Source organism: Halomonas sp. PA16-9 (genome assembly GCF_009728585.1).
Lineage (GTDB): Bacteria > Pseudomonadota > Gammaproteobacteria > Pseudomonadales > Halomonadaceae > Vreelandella > Vreelandella titanicae.
This window is the reverse complement of record NZ_CP040451.1, coordinates 381138-397929: the sequence shown is the minus strand read 5'-3', so window position 1 is coordinate 397929 and position 16792 is coordinate 381138. Positions and strand designations below refer to the sequence as shown.

General features: G+C 56.9%; 12 protein-coding genes and 2 pseudogenes. 5 read left to right on the top strand and 9 right to left on the bottom strand.

The window, feature by feature from the left end:
• Positions 1 to 18 precede the first annotated feature (18 nt).
• The 5 genes and pseudogenes from greA to FDY98_RS01855 all read right to left on the bottom strand — a co-directional run bounded on the left by greA (position 19) and on the right by FDY98_RS01855 (position 6523).
• Positions 19 to 495, bottom strand: a complete 477-nt coding sequence (gene greA, locus FDY98_RS01875; RefSeq protein WP_009287920.1) for a transcription elongation factor GreA — start codon at positions 493 to 495, stop codon at positions 19 to 21.
• Positions 492 to 3722: a carbamoyl-phosphate synthase large subunit gene (carB, locus tag FDY98_RS01870; RefSeq protein WP_027958244.1), complete on the bottom strand. Its 3231-nt coding sequence runs from the start codon at positions 3720 to 3722 to the stop codon at positions 492 to 494. The genes greA and carB overlap by 4 nt, the downstream gene beginning before the upstream one ends.
• A 68-nt stretch (positions 3723 to 3790) precedes the next feature.
• Positions 3791 to 4936, bottom strand: coding sequence for a glutamine-hydrolyzing carbamoyl-phosphate synthase small subunit (gene carA, locus FDY98_RS01865; RefSeq protein ID WP_027958243.1), 1146 nt, complete (start codon positions 4934 to 4936; stop codon positions 3791 to 3793).
• Between the two features lie 419 nt (positions 4937 to 5355).
• A pseudogene (dapB, locus tag FDY98_RS01860) lies at positions 5356 to 6161 on the bottom strand (4-hydroxy-tetrahydrodipicolinate reductase).
• 80 nt (positions 6162 to 6241) lie between these two features.
• Positions 6242 to 6523 carry a DUF2218 domain-containing protein gene (locus tag FDY98_RS01855; RefSeq protein ID WP_027958241.1) on the bottom strand — a complete coding sequence of 94 codons (282 nt, stop codon included), beginning with the start codon at positions 6521 to 6523 and terminating at the stop codon, positions 6242 to 6244.
• A gap of 268 nt (positions 6524 to 6791) precedes the next feature.
• Between FDY98_RS01855 and FDY98_RS26525 the strand changes: the two genes are divergently transcribed.
• The 4 genes from FDY98_RS26525 to FDY98_RS01840 are packed head-to-tail and all read left to right on the top strand — an operon-like array spanning position 6792 to position 9742.
• Positions 6792 to 7451, top strand: a complete 660-nt coding sequence (locus tag FDY98_RS26525) for an ABC transporter substrate-binding protein (protein ID WP_340146641.1) — start codon at positions 6792 to 6794, stop codon at positions 7449 to 7451.
• Positions 7448 to 7924 (top strand): hypothetical protein, encoded by a 477-nt coding sequence (locus FDY98_RS26520; RefSeq protein ID WP_340146640.1) that lies wholly within the window; start codon positions 7448 to 7450, stop codon positions 7922 to 7924. Before FDY98_RS26525 ends, FDY98_RS26520 begins: the two co-directional genes overlap by 4 nt.
• Positions 7914 to 8999: a FecCD family ABC transporter permease gene (locus FDY98_RS01845; protein ID WP_035539352.1), complete on the top strand. Its 1086-nt coding sequence runs from the start codon at positions 7914 to 7916 to the stop codon at positions 8997 to 8999. The genes FDY98_RS26520 and FDY98_RS01845 overlap by 11 nt, the downstream gene beginning before the upstream one ends.
• Positions 8993 to 9742 carry an ABC transporter ATP-binding protein gene (locus FDY98_RS01840; RefSeq protein ID WP_027958238.1) on the top strand — a complete coding sequence of 250 codons (750 nt, stop codon included), beginning with the start codon at positions 8993 to 8995 and terminating at the stop codon, positions 9740 to 9742. The genes FDY98_RS01845 and FDY98_RS01840 overlap by 7 nt, the downstream gene beginning before the upstream one ends.
• Here the strand turns inward: FDY98_RS01840 and FDY98_RS01835 are convergent.
• The 4 genes and pseudogenes from FDY98_RS01835 to grpE all read right to left on the bottom strand — a co-directional run bounded on the left by FDY98_RS01835 (position 9720) and on the right by grpE (position 14759).
• Complete coding sequence (locus FDY98_RS01835) at positions 9720 to 10631, bottom strand: DMT family transporter (RefSeq protein WP_035539354.1); 912 nt, start codon at positions 10629 to 10631, stop codon at positions 9720 to 9722. The genes FDY98_RS01840 and FDY98_RS01835 overlap by 23 nt on opposite strands.
• 87 nt (positions 10632 to 10718) lie before the next feature.
• Positions 10719 to 11864 carry a molecular chaperone DnaJ gene (gene dnaJ / locus FDY98_RS01830; RefSeq protein ID WP_027958236.1) on the bottom strand — a complete coding sequence of 382 codons (1146 nt, stop codon included), beginning with the start codon at positions 11862 to 11864 and terminating at the stop codon, positions 10719 to 10721.
• 164 nt (positions 11865 to 12028) lie between these two features.
• Positions 12029 to 13959: pseudogene (gene dnaK, locus FDY98_RS01825) on the bottom strand (molecular chaperone DnaK).
• A gap of 158 nt (positions 13960 to 14117) precedes the next feature.
• A complete protein-coding gene (gene grpE, locus FDY98_RS01820; protein ID WP_027958234.1) occupies positions 14118 to 14759 on the bottom strand; it encodes a nucleotide exchange factor GrpE in 642 nt (213 codons plus the stop codon).
• Between the two features lie 210 nt (positions 14760 to 14969).
• Between grpE and recN the strand changes: the two genes are divergently transcribed.
• Positions 14970 to 16643: a DNA repair protein RecN gene (gene recN / locus FDY98_RS01815; RefSeq protein WP_155705667.1), complete on the top strand. Its 1674-nt coding sequence runs from the start codon at positions 14970 to 14972 to the stop codon at positions 16641 to 16643.
• The last annotated feature ends 149 nt before the right edge of the window (positions 16644 to 16792 follow it).

The following is a 16792-nucleotide window of genomic DNA, read 5'->3' as shown; positions in this document are numbered from 1 at the left end:
TCGAAGGGGCGTTTTTTGTCATACGTGTTCGACGCTACCTACTTCGTACTCCACGTCACCGCCGGGTGTTTTGACCACCACGACATCACCCTCTTCTTTGCCGATCAGGGCACGGGCAATCGGTGAGGTAACCGAGATACGGCCAGACTTAATATCCGCCTCATCTTCGCCGACGATACGGTAAGTGACTTCCGCATCAGTATCCAGATTCATTAGCGATACGGTTACGCCGAAAATCACTTTGCCAGTTTTCGGCAGCTTGGTGACGTCAATCACTTGAGCGACAGAGAGCTTACTTTCGATCTCCTGAATTCGCCCTTCGATAAACCCCTGCTGCTCGCGAGCGGCGTGATACTCGGCGTTCTCTTTAAGATCACCGTGTTCACGCGCTTCGGCGATGGCCGCGATCACCTGCGGACGAGCTTCGCTTTTAAGGTGGTCGAGCTCTTCACGAAGGCTTCTTTCTCCCGCAACTGTCATCGGGACCTTGTTCATTGACTTGCTCCTGCATGCAGATCCTGAAGGCGCCGCACCGTAATCTCCCTACCGTACTCAAGCGCCATGCAAACAGCATTAGCGCCCGCCAAGGTGGTCGCATAGGGCACCTTGCGCGAGAGAGCAGTACGGCGAATGACCGAAGAGTCGTTAATAGCCTGACGACCTTCAGTAGTGTTCACAATGTAGGCGATTTCGTCGTTCTTAAGCAGATCGACGATATGGGGACGGCCTTCGTAGACTTTATTGACGTGTTCCACGGCAAGCCCGGCAGCTTCCAAAGCAGCCGCTGTTCCCCGTGTAGCACATAGCGTAAAGCCTAATGCTAACAGAGAACGCCCCACTTCGATAATCCCCGCCTTGTCCGGTTCGCGCACGGAAAGGAATGCCTTGCGCTCACCGGCAAGCCCAGGAATGGCCTCACCTGCCCCCAGTTGCGCCTTGAAGAAGGCTTCTGCAAAGGTGTCGCCAGAGCCCATCACTTCGCCGGTGGACTTCATTTCCGGCGACAGAATCGGGTCGACACCGGGGAATTTATTGAACGGGAAGACCGCCTCTTTAACACTATAGAAGTGCGGTACGATTTCCTGCTCAAAGCCCTGCTCAGCCAGGGTTTTACCGGCCATGCAGCGCGCTGCGATCTGCGCCAGCGAGGTGCCAATGCACTTGGACACAAAGGGCACCGTACGCGAAGCGCGGGGATTCACCTCGATCACATAGATCTCACCATCCTGCCAGGCCAGCTGCACGTTCATTAAGCCTTTAACGCCCAGCTCAACCGCCATCTGCTTCACCTGATGGCGCATCTCGTCCTGCACATCCGCAGGCAGCGAGTAAGGCGGCAGCGCGCAGGCGGAGTCACCGGAGTGAACGCCCGCTTGCTCTACGTGCTGCATGATGCCGCCGATCACCACCTGTTGACCATCCGACACCGCATCGATATCGATCTCGATCGCGGCACTCAAAAAGTGATCCAGCAGCACCGGTGAGTCGTTGGAGACTTTCACCGCATGGGTCATGTAATTTTCAAGTTCGGAGGCGTCGTAGACGATCTCCATGGCCCGACCACCCAGCACGTAGCTGGGGCGCACTACCAGCGGGTAGCCAATCGCTTCGGCTTTATCGAAGGCTTCCGCAAAGCTGCGAGCCGTGGCATTGGGCGGCTGCTTCAGGCCCAGCTTATCGATCATCACCTGGAAGCGTTCACGGTCTTCTGCGCGGTCGATAGCATCCGGCGTGGTACCAATGATCGGCACACCGGCAGCTTCTAGCTCACGGGCCAGTTTCAGCGGCGTTTGACCACCGAACTGAACGATCACACCCACCGGCTTCTCTTTGTCGGCGATCTCCAGCACGTCTTCCAGCGTTACCGGCTCGAAGTAGAGACGATCAGAGGTATCGTAATCGGTCGAGACGGTTTCTGGGTTGCAGTTGACCATGATGGTTTCATAACCATCATCGCGCATGGCGAAGGCGGCGTGAACGCAGCAGTAGTCAAACTCGATGCCCTGGCCGATCCGGTTAGGGCCACCGCCCAATACCATGATCTTCTGACGGTCAGAAACATCCGCCTCGCACTCCTCTTCGTAAGTGGAGTACATATAGGCGGTATCAGAGGCAAACTCCGCGGCACAGGTATCGACACGCTTATAAACCGGGCGAATGCCGGCGGCCTGGCGGGTTTGACGGAACTCTTTTTCGCTGACATTCAGTAGCTTGGCCAGGCGCGCATCGCCGAAGCCTTTGCGCTTGAGCTGATAGAGCTCACGAGCCGAGAAGTCAGCCAGCGAGCGCTTGGCAACGGCGTTTTCAGTCAGCACCAAATCTTCCAGCTGCACCAGGAACCAAGGGTCGATATTGGTCAGGGCAAAGACGTCATCGACGCTCATGCCGGAACGCATGGCGTCCGCCACGTAGAAAATACGCTCGGCACCGGCGGCCTGCAGTTCGCCCTGGATAATCGCCATGTTGTCCGGCGTGAAATCGGTAATGATCGGATCAAGACCATCGTTACCGGTTTCCAGGCCACGCAGGGCTTTCTGCAGCGACTCTTGGAAGGTGCGGCCAATCGCCATCACCTCACCCACCGACTTCATCTGCGTCGTTAGGCGATCGTTGGCCTGGGGGAATTTCTCGAAGGTGAAGCGCGGAATTTTGGTGACCACGTAATCGATAGACGGCTCGAACGATGCCGGCGTTTGACCACCGGTAATATCGTTCTGCAGCTCGTCCAGGGTATAGCCAATCGCCAATTTCGCGGCGATTTTAGCAATCGGGAAACCGGTCGCCTTTGAGGCCAGCGCTGAAGAGCGTGACACCCGCGGGTTCATCTCGATAACTACCAAACGGCCGGTTTTGGGATCCATACCGAACTGGACGTTAGAGCCACCGGTCTCTACGCCAATCTCGCGCAGTACCGCGAGGCTGGCGTCACGCATGATCTGATACTCTTTATCGGTCAGCGTTTGCGCCGGCGCCACGGTGATGGAGTCGCCGGTGTGCACGCCCATGGGGTCGAAGTTCTCAATCGCGCAGACGATGATGCAGTTGTCGTTTTTATCACGCACAACTTCCATCTCGTACTCTTTCCACCCCAGCAGCGACTCATCGATGAGCAGCTCGTGGTTATTGGAAAGCTCAAAACCACGGGTACAGATTTCTTCGAACTCTTCCTTGTTGTACGCCACGCCGCCGCCGGAGCCGCCCATGGTGTAGGAAGGGCGAATAATGGTCGGGAAACCCAGTTCAGCCTGAATCTCCCAGGCTTCATCCATGGTGTGGGCGACTTTCGCTTTCGGGCACTCCAAGCCAATGCGCTTCATGGCCTGATCGAACAGATCACGGTCTTCGGCCATGTTAATCGCATCGGCGTTGGCACCGATCATCTCGACGCCGAACTTCTCCAGCACGCCATGCTTTTCAAGCTCGAGGGCGCAGTTCAGCGCCGTCTGACCACCCATGGTCGGCAGAATGGCATCAGGGCGCTCGGCTTCGATGATCTTCTCCACCGCCTGCCAGGTAATCGGCTCGATGTAGGTGGCATCGGCCATGGCCGGGTCAGTCATGATGGTGGCGGGGTTGGAGTTAACCAAAATAACCCGGTAACCTTCCTCGCGCAGCGCTTTACACGCCTGGGCGCCGGAGTAGTCGAATTCGCAGGCCTGGCCGATCACAATCGGGCCAGCGCCAATGATCAAGATACTGTTGATGTCGGTACGCTTAGGCATAACGGTTCCCGCAAAAAATGGTGACGATGAGCGACAAAAGACGGCGATACGGTGATGCTAGGGACGCGTTAACGGCGTGCCTGCATCATAGCCACGAAGCGATCAAACAGCGGCGCCACATCACGCGGGCCGGGACTCGCTTCCGGGTGGCCTTGAAAGCTGAACGCCGGTCGGTCGGTAAGCTCGATTCCCTGCAAGGTGCCGTCGAACAGCGAACGGTGCGTGGCGCGCACGTTAGCGGGCAGGGTCGCTTCATCCGCCGCAAAGCCGTGATTCTGGCTGGTGATCATTACCGTACCACTATCCAGATCCTGCACCGGGTGGTTGGCACCGTGGTGGCCGTGGCTCATTTTGACCGTCTTCGCCCCGGCGGCGAGCGCCAGCAGTTGGTGGCCCAGGCAGATACCAAACACCGGAATATTGGTTTCCAGCACGTCCTGAATTGCCTTGATGGCGTAATCGCAGGGCTCCGGGTCACCAGGGCCGTTGGCTAAAAACACGCCATCCGGATTCATCGCCAGCACCTCAGCAGCAGGCGTTTGCGCGGGCACGACTGTCAGGCGGCAGCCGCGAGCGGCCAGCATGCGCAGGATGTTGAATTTCACACCGTAGTCGTACGCCACCACATGGTAGGGGCGCTCGCTTTTGGAAGCATCAGCGTAGCCTTCACCCAGCGTCCACTCACCTTCCGACCACTCGTAGGCTTGTTTACACGACACCTCTTTGGCCAGATCCATCCCCTTCAGGCCTGGGAAAGCCTTGGCGGCTTCCAGCGCCCGTGTGACCGCCCCGTCGCCTTCCGCATCAACGCCTGCCAAAATCGCCCCGTTCTGCGCACCTTTATCTCGCAAAATGCGCGTTAGACGGCGGGTATCGATATCGGCAATACCCAGCACGTTCTGGCTTTTCAGGTAGTCCGACAGCGACTGCTCAGAGCGGAAGCTGCTGGCCATTAGCGGTAAATCGCGAATCACCAAACCTGCTGCGGCAATAGAAGCTGACTCAATGTCTTCAGCGTTAATGCCTGTATTGCCGATATGGGGATAGGTGAGGGTAACGATTTGGCGGGTGTAGGAAGGGTCGGTGAGGATTTCTTGATAGCCGGTCATGGCCGTATTGAACACCACCTCACCGCTTGTTAATCCGTCCGCGCCAATGGCAATGCCGTGGAACACGCTGCCATCTTCCAGGGCCAATATTGCGGGTTTGCTCAATGCGGGGTTATTCAAAACAAGATCCTCCCATGCTGGTGGGAGCCTGTGGGGCGCAGGCTCAGCAATTTCTTGATTATCCGCGACGTAACACTATCGCTAATAAAAACTATCACTAGTAAAACTGGGGTCGTAAAAAAGCGGGACGAAGCCGATAAAAAGAATCGGTTTCATCCCGCTTGTTGTTCGATGCCTTTCTGATTCGCTTAGCCTCTAGCGTTACGCTTAACAGCAGCACCGCTTTATAGCAGCAAACCCTGAGGAGGCAGGCTTTGGGTTGACCAACGCAACAAGCGCGCCGTTTAAGATTTCCAGGCCACCCGGCCAAAATTTTTGAAATGTTACAGGAATTCTTGATCGAAGACTACCCCTTGATGGCAGGACTGTTCTAGCGCCCTGCTCAAGCAGTGACAGGCAATCCCTTACTCTAGCCCCAATACATCCTGCATGTCGTAACGGCCGCTCTCTTTGCCAGCGACCCAGCGCGCCGCGCGAACCGCACCTTTGGCAAATGTCATCCGGCTGGAGGCCTTGTGAGTGATTTCAATGCGCTCACCTTCGGTGGCAAACATTACCGTGTGCTCACCCACGATATCGCCCGCGCGCACGGTGGCAAAGCCGATCTCTTTGTCGGTGCGTGGGCCGCACTGCCCGACTCGCTCAAACACGCCGTGCTCTTTAAGGTTACGCCCCAGGCTGTCGGCAATTACTTCGCCCATTTTGATCGCGGTGCCGGAAGGCGCATCAACCTTATGGCGGTGGTGAGACTCGATCACTTCAATATCGTAGCCTTCATCGCCCAGCGCTTTGGCAGCGGTTTCAAGCAGCTTCAGGGTTAAATTAACCCCGACGCTCATATTGGGCGCGAACACCATGGCCACCTTATCGCGGTAGCTATCAAGCTGGGCCAGCTCATCATCGCTCATACCGGTGGTGCCAATCACAATACGCTTACCGTGCTCGGCGCAGAACGCCAGATTACCCAGCGTTACCTGGGGAGCCGTAAAGTCGATCAACACATCAAAGTCATCGACAATCGACGCCAGGGAATCTACTGCGACAACGCCGCGCTTACCCACCCCGGCAAGTTCGCCAATGTCAGCGCCGATAAGGAGCTGCCTGGCTCCACAATTCCACCGGCTAGCGTCGCCTCAGCCTCTTGCTCTACAGCATTTACCAACGTCCGGCCCATGCGGCCAGCCACGCCTACAATGGCAATTCGGGTCATGCGAACTCCTGCGCTCTGCGTTTCGGTGCATAAGATTTATGTTTTCAAAATCAGCGCGATTATAGCAGACCCGTCGTGGTCTAGTTTTCCCAAACAATCGCCAGCTCTTCATCACCGGCCATACGCATTAGGTGGCGCTCGACCACCCCCTCCAATTCATCCAGATGCTCCTCTTCGAGGGTTTCCAGGGCTACTACCAATTTATCCGATTCAGCGACCATTAAGCAGGTGCCGGTGGCAAAGGTAATGGTAGCTTGCTGATCACTCTGCTCGACCTCCAACTTATGCGCCCAGTGTTTGCACAGTCGATTGATTAAACGCTCGGCGGAAGGCGTGGCGATTTCAACACGAGATAAAGGCATAGCGGCCTCTCCATAAATGTAAGTACTTGCTAACTAAAAAAAGCTACAACAACACAATTGCCGTTTAGAGCCCAATACGCGAAGCCGTCGCCGAAGAATAAATGGCAAAAACAAAGCGTAGCATGTGAACCATTCAGCGCGGCACCCCAGTGATGCCGCCTAAACGCTAATCAGTTACAATAGCAATTGCATCTCTGTGCTATCAAAGCGTTACTGCGCATCAGTGATGCCAGACCTGTTAATCAATATTGACCAACGAGTTTAAAAAATGCTCAGTTCTCCGCGCTTAAAAATCCTGTTTGGTACGCTTATCAGCTTTGCTTGCGGCGCCACTGCTATGGCTGACGCTATCACTATTACCGATGTCGCTGGCCGCGAAATCTCTCTGGACGCCCCTGCCGAGCGGGTTATTTTAGGTGAAGGGCGGCAAATTTATCTGCTTGGGCTACTCGAACCGGAAGACCCTTTTGCCCATGTGGTCGGTTGGCGCGAAGACTTTTCTCAAGCGGACCCTGATAACTATGCCCGCTATCTAGAGCGCTTCCCAGAGATTGAAGCGATCCCCACCTTTGGCGGCTTTAAAGACGGCACCTTCGATGTAGAGCAGGCCGCCGCGCTTAACCCTGATGTGGTGCTGATGAACATCGAAGCTAAAGCCGCCACAGAAGACGCCGCCTACGACGACAAGTTGGCGCAGCTCGGCATTCCGATCATCTATGTGGATTTTCGTGAAGATCCGCTTGAACACACCATTCCCTCCATGCGCATCATCGGCCAGATCATGGACGATGAAGCCGCGGCCGAAGCGTTTATCGAGTTTGCCGAGGCACAGCTGGCACGGGTAACCGACGTCATCGCCGAGGCCAATCCAGAGCGCCCCAGCGTGTTTATTGACGGGCAGGCGGCTACTCCGACGAGTGCTGCATGAGCTTTGGCCCTGCCAACTTTGGCGATTATGTCACCCTGGCCGGCGGCCACAATATTGCTGAGGGGATTATTCCTAACAGCTTCGGCAACCTGAACCCTGAGCAGATTATTGCCGCCAACCCCGACCATGTGGTTGTTACCGGCGGCAACTGGGATGCCTACGTACCTGGCGGCGACTGGGTGGGCGTAGGGCCTGGTTCAGATATGCAAAGCGCTCACGCCAAGCTGGAAGCGCTGACCGAGCGCACCGCGATGACCGGCATTAAGGCCGTTGAATCTGGCAATTTCCACGCCATTTGGCACCAGTTTTACAACAGCCCCTACTACTTCGTGGCCGTGCAGCAGTTAGCCAAGTGGCTACACCCTGAGCTCTTTGCCGACCTAGACCCGGAAGCCACCATGGAAGAACTGCACGAACGCTTCCTGCCCATCGACTATGAGCCCGGCTACTGGATATCGCTCCATGACGACTGATACGAGGATAACGGAAACGGAGGTCACAGAGCGCCTTTCACAGGGTCGCGCCTTCTACCATAGCCAGGTGTTCCGCCGCCAACTGATATTGGCGGCACTGGTGTTAGCGCTGTTTTTTAGCCTCTGCGTTGATCTGGCCCTCGGCCCCGCCCGCTACAGCCTGGGCGAAGTCATCGCGGCGCTATTCACGCCAGGCAGTGTTAGCCAGCAGGCGCGGGTGATTGTCTGGGAAATCCGCATGCCGGTGGCGCTGATGGCGCTCGTAGTGGGCGCCAGCCTGTCGGTGGCCGGGGCACAGATGCAGACCATTCTGAGCAACCCGCTAGCCAGCCCGTTTACCTTGGGGATTTCCGCCGGGGCCAGTTTTGGCGCCGCTTTGGGTCTCGCCTTCGGGGTGGCGCTGGTGCCTGCCGCCATTGAGTTTGTGGTACCCATCAACGCCTTTGTAATGGCCATGTTCACCGCGTTTTTAATTCATGCCTTAAGCCTAAAGCGCGGCGTCACGGTAGAGACCATTGTGCTGCTCGGCATCGCCATGGTGTTTATCTTCAACTCGCTAATGGCGCTGATTCAGTTCTTTGCCAGCCAAGAGGCGGTATCCGCGGTAGTCTTCTGGACCATGGGCAGCTTGACCAAAGCGACCTGGCCCAAGTTCTGGATCGCCCTCAGCATTCTCGCTTTGTCCATGCCGCTGCTTGCCCGGCACGGCTGGGCGCTGACTGCTATGCGCCTGGGCGATGCCAAAGCCGAGAGCATGGGCGTCAATCCCCGCGCGCTGCGCTTGGAAGTGCTGGTACTGGTGTCGCTACTCGCTGCTATCGCGGTAGCGTTTGTAGGCACCATTGGGTTTATTGGCTTGGTGGGGCCGCATATTGCGCGCATTTTGCTGGGTGAAGATCAGCGCTTCTTCCTGCCCGGTTCGGCGCTGTGCGGCGCGCTCATCCTCTCCGTTGGCTCAGTTATCTCCAAGATCATTATCCCCGGCACTATCATCCCCATTGGCATCATCACTTCGCTGGTGGGCATTCCCTTCTTTCTATTTCTAGTGCTTAACCACAAGAAGGCCTCATGGTAACGCTACAACTGAACCGCGTATCCGCCCGCTATGGGCGGCGCCCTATTCTGCATGAGATCACCACGCCCTGCTTTCAAGGCGGGCAAGTCGTCGCGCTGCTGGGCCCTAATGCGGCGGGTAAGTCGACGCTTTTTAGGCGCGTGTTAGGACTATTGAAAGGCGAAGGCGAGGTGATCATCAGCGGCACCAGCGCCGAGCGCCCAGTGGGCTATATGCCCCAGGACACCGGCGCCAAAGCGGTGCTCACGGTGTATGAATCGGTGCTTTTGGCGCGCATGCAGGGGCGTGGATTAAAAGTGCAGCCTGAGGATTTAGCCCAAGTGGATCGGGCGTTGGACGAGCTGGCGATCACGGCCCTTGGCGAGCGCGATATTGGTGACCTTAGCGGCGGCCAGCGCCAGTTGGTAAGCGCTGCCCAGGCCCTGGTGCAAGAGCCGGAGATTCTGATGCTGGATGAGCCCACTTCGGCGCTCGACCTTAACCGGCAAATTAGTCTGTTGACGGTGCTGCGCCGGTTAGCCGACCAGCGCCAGATGCTGATTCTGGTGGCACTCCACGACTTGGGGCATGCGCTACGCTTCGCCGACGCCGCCATGCTGCTGGAAAATGGCCGCCTGATTGCCTGCGGCCCCACCGCTGAAGTGATTACGCCAGCACTGTTGCAGCAAGTATATAAAGTCACGGCCCGAATTGAGCCGTGCTCGAAAGGCCAGCCGCAGCTTATCGTCGAAGCAGCCATTTAGCCGTTAACCTAAGCCGTCGCCCTTCCATCGCCGCTAGCGCTACCCCGCTTAACATCAGCGGTAGCGCTAGCAGGAAACCACTGGAGACCGGTATGCCAAACAACACCCAGTCGGCGAGCACAGGCCACACCAGGGCAATATATTCAAAAGGCGCCAACCGCGACGCCTCGGCGTAGCGCAGCGCTAATGTCATCGCGATGTGGGCGGCGCCGCCAAACAGGCCCGAGAGCACCAACAGGGCAAACTCCGCCTGTGTGAGCGCGGCCCAACCCAGTGGGAGCGTGGCAAGCCCAGCCAGTGCTGCCACCACAATAAAGTAGAAGGCGATGGAGGCAGCACTCTCGGTGCGCGAAATACGTCTCACGGTCAGTAGCGCCCCCGCGGTTAACAGCGCACCCAGCGCTCCTAACGCGTACCCGGTTATTTGCCCATTGCTGGAACTGGCATTGAGCCCAGGCAAGATCAGCACTGCCACTCCAGCAATCGCCAATATTATGCCGCCAGCGCGGTAGAGCGAGAAACGCTCCCCCAACAGCAATATGCCACCTATCGCCATAAACACCGGTGTTAGCTGGGCTAATAGTGTCGCCTCGGCAATGGGTAGCAGCGCCACCGCCGCAAAGGAGGCAAACATCGCCGCCGCCCCCATCCCCGAACGCAACGCATGCCCCAAGGGGCGCCGCGTAGCCAACCCCTGGGGAAACTCCCGCCGCAGCAACAGAAAAATCACGATAGGCAGCAGCGCAAACAATGAGCGAAAAAACACCGACTGCCCCACCGGCACTGCGTCGCTCACGGCTTTAATGCACACCAGCATGCCAGTGAACAGAGCGCCTGAGAGCACCCTGAGCAAGATGCCCTTTGTGGGCCTTTCCTGAAGGTTATCCATTGCGCGCAGCATCCCCAAACAGCAAAAACCCCCGGCGAACCGAGGGTTTTTGAACCAAACAACTAACTGCTTACTATTATTACAGGTTTACGGCTTCATATCTTCAAAGAAGCTCTTCACGCTGTCGAAGAAGCCGGTTTTCTTCGGCGAGTGGTTGTGGCTGTTGCTGTCGTCGAAGCTCTGTTGCAGCTGGCGCAGTAGGTCGCGCTGCTCGTCGTTGAGCTTGACGGGGGTTTCCACCACTACCTTGCACAGCAGGTCGCCGGGCATGCCACCGCGCACGGGCTTGACGCCTTTACCGCGCAGGCGGAACAGCTTGCCGGTTTGGGTTTCCGGCGGAATCTTCAGCTTCACGCGGCCATCTAGCGTGGGCACTTCAAGCTCGCCACCTAGCGCTGCATCGACGAAGTTGATCGGCACATCGCACTGCAGGTGCTTACCGTCACGCTGGAAGATATGGTGCGGCTTGATCGCCACCTGAACGTACAGATCCCCAGGCGGGCCACCGTTCACACCGCTTTCGCCTTCACCATTCAAGCGAATGCGATCGCCGGTATCCACGCCGGGCGGAATCTTGACGGACAGCGTGCGCGTCTCGCGTACGCGCCCTTCGCCATTACACTTATGGCACGGCACTTTAATGTGCTGGCCAGAGCCATGACAGGTTGGGCACGTTTGCTGCACGGCGAAAAAGCCCTGCTGCATACGCACTTGACCGTGACCGTGACAGGTCGGGCAGGTCTCTTTCGAGGAGCCTGGCTCGGCGCCACCGCCATCGCAGCGATCACACTCGATATGCCGCGGCACACGGATATCGACTGTGGTTCCTGCAACGGCGTTCTCTAGATCCAGCTCTAGGTTATAGCGCAGGTCGGAGCCGCGTGCCGGGGCATTGGGCCCACGGCGACGACCACCGCCTCCGCCAAAAATATCGCCAAACACATCGCCGAAAATGTCGCTGAAATCGCCGGCACCTGCGCCGCCGAAACCACCGCCGCCACCTTGGCCATCAACGCCCGCATGGCCGAACTGGTCATAGGCAGCGCGCTTTTCGCCGTCGCTGAGCACTTCATACGCTTCGGACACTTCACGGAATTTTTCCGCTGAGGTTTTATCGTCCGGGTTTCGATCAGGGTGGAATTTTTGCGCCAGACGGCGATAGGCCTTCTTGATCTCTTTCTGATCGGCCCCTTTTTCGACACCCAGGACTTCGTAATAATCGCGTTTGGACATAGGCCCTACGCCTCCTGGTTAGCTACGCACTCAACTGCACATTTAGGCGATACACATTTAGCTACATACCTAGCTATATATCTAACTACGTGCGTCTTGGTCTCGGAAACAGCAACGCGGGAGTAAGCTCCCGCGTCACCGCTTTCCTTGGCAGAAAGAGGATGTTACTGCTTTTTCTGATCGTCGTTGACTTCTTCGTACTCGGCGTCAACCACGTCTTCTTCCGGCTTGGAAGTGCTTTCAGCACCTTCGCCGCCCTCTTGCTGCGCTGCTTCTGCCTGCTCGGCGTACATCTTCTGGGCGAGCTGGCCAGAGGCTTCGGTCAGTGCATCCAGTTTCTTCTGAATGTTATCGACGTCGTCACCTTTAACCGCTTCTTCCAGCTCGCTGATGGCCGTTTCAATCGCCTGCTTCTCGTCGTCAGTCGCTTTGTCGCCAGCTTCTTCCAACGTTTTGCGCGTAGCGTGAATCATACCGTCAGCTTGGTTACGCAGCTGCACCAGCTCTTCGAACTTTTTGTCCTCTTCGGCGTGAGCTTCGGCATCACGTACCATTTGCTCGACTTCTTCCTCGGACAGACCGCTAGACGCCTTGATGACAATCGACTGCTCTTTGCCAGTGGCCTTGTCTTTTGCCGATACGTTCAGAATACCGTTGGCATCCAAGTCAAAGGCGACTTCGATCTGCGGCACACCGCGCGGTGCAGGCGGAATGTCAGCAAGATCAAAACGACCCAGCGACTTATTCTGCGACACTTGCTTGCGCTCACCCTGCACGGCGTGAATGGTCACCGCCGTTTGGTTGTCATCCGCCGTTGAGAAGGTTTGTGTCTTCTTGGTCGGGATGGTGGTGTTCTTTTCGATCAGCGGCGTCATTACGCCACCCAGGGTTTCGATACCCAGGGTAAGCGGGGTAACGTCGAGCAGCAAACGTCTTTAACGTCGCCACCGAGTACGCCGCCCTGAATCGCTGCACCAACGGCAACCGCTTCGTCCGGGTTAACGTCTTTACGTGCTTCTTTGCCGAAGAAGTCAGCGGCTTTCTTCTGCACCATCGGCATACGTGTCTGGCCACCGACCAGGATCACTTCGTCGATTTCAGAGGCAGACAGGCCTGCATCTTTCAGGGCCATTTTGCACGGCTCGAGCGAGCGCTGAACCAGCTCTTCGACCAGTGACTCCAGCTTGGCACGAGTCACCTTAACGTTAAGGTGTTTCGGGCCAGTGTTGTCGGCGGTGATGTAAGGCAGGTTCACATCGGTCTGCTGAGCGCTAGACAGCTCAATTTTGGCTTTTTCGGCAGCTTCTTTCAGACGCTGCATGGCCAGGTTATCGCCAGACAGATCAATGCCGCTGTCAGACTTGAACTGGTCTACCAGGTAGTTGATCAGCGCCAAGTCAAAGTCTTCGCCGCCCAGGAAGGTGTCACCGTTGGTGGCCAACACTTCAAATTGGGTTTCGCCGTCGACATCGGCAATTTCGATGATCGAGATATCGAAGGTGCCACCACCCAGGTCGTAGACCGCGATGGTTTTGTCGCCGCGGGATTTGTCCATACCGTAGGCCAGTGCGGCAGCGGTCGGCTCGTTAATAATGCGCTTAACGTCCAGACCGGCAATGCGGCCGGCGTCTTTGGTCGCCTGACGCTGGCTGTCGTTGAAGTAGGCCGGTACGGTAATGACCGCTTCGGTGACTGCTTCGCCCAGGTAGTCTTCGGCAGTCTTCTTCATTTTCTTCAGCACTTCCGCGCTTACCTGCGGCGGTGCCATTTTTTTGCCTTTTACTTCAACCCAAGCGTCACCGTTATCAGCTTCGCTGATTTTGTACGGCACCATCTTAATGTCTTTCTGGACGACGTCGTCTTTAAAGCGACGGCCAATGAGACGCTTGATGGCGTACAGGGTGTTTTCTGGGTTAGTAACGGCCTGACGTTTAGCCGCCTGACCTACCAGCGTTTCACCATCATCGGTGTAGGCGATGATAGAAGGCGTCGTACGACCGCCTTCGGCGTTTTCGATAACTTTAGCGCTGTCACCATCGAGCACGGCCACACAAGAGTTAGTGGTGCCCAGGTCGATACCAATTATACGTCCCATAGCAATACCTCGAATTCGGTTGTTACAAAACTGAAAATTTAGTTTTTAAAGCTTGTCTGCGGGTTTCCCCGCGGGGTTGCCCTTTATTTGGGGGCCGCCGCTGACATTTCAAGGGCTTTTTTTCACACACTTTTTTCAAACTCTGTGCCGCCAGTGGCTTAATCGGCTTTTTTACTCACTACAACCATCGCTGGGCGCACCAAGCGTCCATTGAGTAAATAGCCTTTCTGCATAACGTCCATCACGGTGTTCGGTTCGAGATCCGGGTTAGGCACCATGGTCATGGCTTCGTGCACTTGCGGGTCGAAGGGTTCACCATGGGGTTCAATGCTTTCAACGCCGAACTTGTTGAGCACATCCAGCTGCATTTTCAAGGTCATGGAAACACCTTCACGATGAACTTCCGATGCACCCTCTTCCATGGTCTCAAGCGCTTTTTCCAGGCTATCTACCACTGGCAGCAGCTCTTTAACGAACTTCTCCAGGGCAAACTTGCGGGCTTTTTCCGCTTCCTGCTCCGCACGACGGCGCACGTTTTGCGCTTCAGCGGCGGCGCGAAGGGCTTGATCCTTGGCTTCGGCCAAGCTCTGCTCTAACTCACCTACTTGGGCTGCCAGCATTTCCGCTTCCGGGTTGTCGACGCTGTCTTCTAGCGCCTCTTCGTCATTGATCAATCCTTCCAGTTCGCCCTCCATCAAGCGCTCTTCAGCAACCTTCTCAGCTGCTTGCTCGGCGCCATCGGCGTCTTGCTCGTGGCGGGCCAGCTCATCGTCCATTGGTGTTTGCGGTTCTTTCGCCATGTTGTGCTCCTAAAAAGTAGAGCGCGGCCACGCGGGCGGCGCGCAAAGAAGTAAGCTTTAAGTCACTAGCTTTGACTGATCATGCACGCTATATGGGGGCCATAAATTCCATCTCAAGAGGTGCATTGAAGTGAGTTATTAACTACTGTATAAATCAACAACTATTGGATAAGTATCCAGCTTCTATGCTGTACCGCCTCAGGAGGCGCCATGCTTACTCAGCTAGCTATTCAAGATTTCGCCATTGTCGATCACTTAGAACTCGACTTGACCGGCGGTATGACCGCGATTACCGGGGAAACCGGCGCGGGCAAATCGATCCTGTTAGGCGCCCTTGGGCTCTGCCTGGGCGAGCGTGCCGACGCCGGAAGCGTGCGTCACGGCCGCGAGCGTACGGACCTCTCCGCACGCTTCGACATTCAACACCTGCCCGCCGCCATCGAGTGGCTAACGGCGCGGGAGCTCCCCGCTGAGGAATGCTTGCTGCGCCGTGTGGTCACCGCCAACGGCCGTTCCAAAGCCTGGATTAACGGCCAACCCGCGACTATCTCGGATCTAAAATCCCTCGGCGAGCAGCTGATTCAAATTCATGGACAGCATGCTCACCATGCGCTGATGCGCGAAGAGACCCACCTTGCCCTGCTGGACGATTACGCAGGCCTAAACGATGCCACCACTCAATTAGCTGAAACGTTCCGCGAGTGGCGCAGTGCGCGTCGGCAGCTGAAGAAGCTAAGCGAAGAAGGCAGTGAAGTTGAGGCCAAACGGCAGTTGCTGCGTTACCAAGTAGAAGAGCTGGATCAGCTCGGTTTAGCGGAAGGTGAATTAGCCACGTTAGAGGAAGAGCAGCACACCCTGGCTCACGCGGAAGAGACCCTGCGCGAAACCCAGTTTGCCGCCGACTGCTGCGCCAGTGACGAGGGCGGCGCGCTCTCCTTACTCAACCAAGCGTTTACCCACTTAAGCGCACTGCCAGGTAGCGACAAAGGCACCCTGGCGAACACGCTTGCCATGCTGAGCGATGCGCGCATTCAAGTGGAAGAGGCCTCCAGCGAGCTTAACCGCCTCGCCAGCACCACCGAATTAGACCCTGAGCGGCTCGCCTGGGTTGAAGAACGAATGACCGACGTCCATCGAATTGCCCGCAAGCACCACGTTGCTCCTGAAGAGCTATGCGCCCTGCATGCTGAGCTACAGCGGGAAGTCTCTCAGCTAGAAGAGGGTGGCAATGACCTGGAGGCACTCAGTGCACGGGTTGTCGAGCTACGCGAGAGCTACCGCCAAGCGGCAAAAAAACTCAGCGAGAGCCGTCAAAAAGCCGCGCTTCGCTTGAGTATAGAGGTGCAGCAGCAGCTGGGCTTTTTGGCCATGGGCAAAGCTCGTTTTGAAGTGGAGGTCACCGCTAAAGACGCGCCCTCCCCTGAAGGCCTTGATCGTGTACAGTTTTTGATTAGCGCCAACCCCGGCCAGCCCGCTCGCCCATTGACCAAAGTCGCCTCCGGCGGTGAGTTATCGCGGATTAGCTTGGCGATTCAAGTGGTCGCGGCGACGCACTCAACGGTTCCCAGCCTGGTGTTTGACGAAGTGGATGTGGGTATCTCGGGGGCCACCGCAGAGATCGTTGGCCAACTACTGCGCAAACTGGGCGAAAACGGCCAGGTCATGACCGTGACCCACCTACCCCAGGTGGCAGCACAGGCGCACCAGCACCTGCATATCGAGAAACAGGCGAAGCGCGATACAACGCTGACCCAGATGGCGCTACTCGACGAACAGGGCCGCATCAGCGAACTGGCGCGCATGCTGGGCGGTGTCACGCTTTCTGACCAAACCCTGGCCCACGCTCGGGAGATGCTGCACGCCAGCCAACGCCCGCCGCACTGATTGAGCGGGCGCCCTGCGCCGTTTCTGTGCATTTCTATAGCGCACAGCTATACAGCACATCTGCACACAGCAAAACAAACGCCCCTGATCCACTTGGCGAATTCAGTTAACCAGGAATTCGGCCAAATGGCTCAGGGGCGCTTATATTT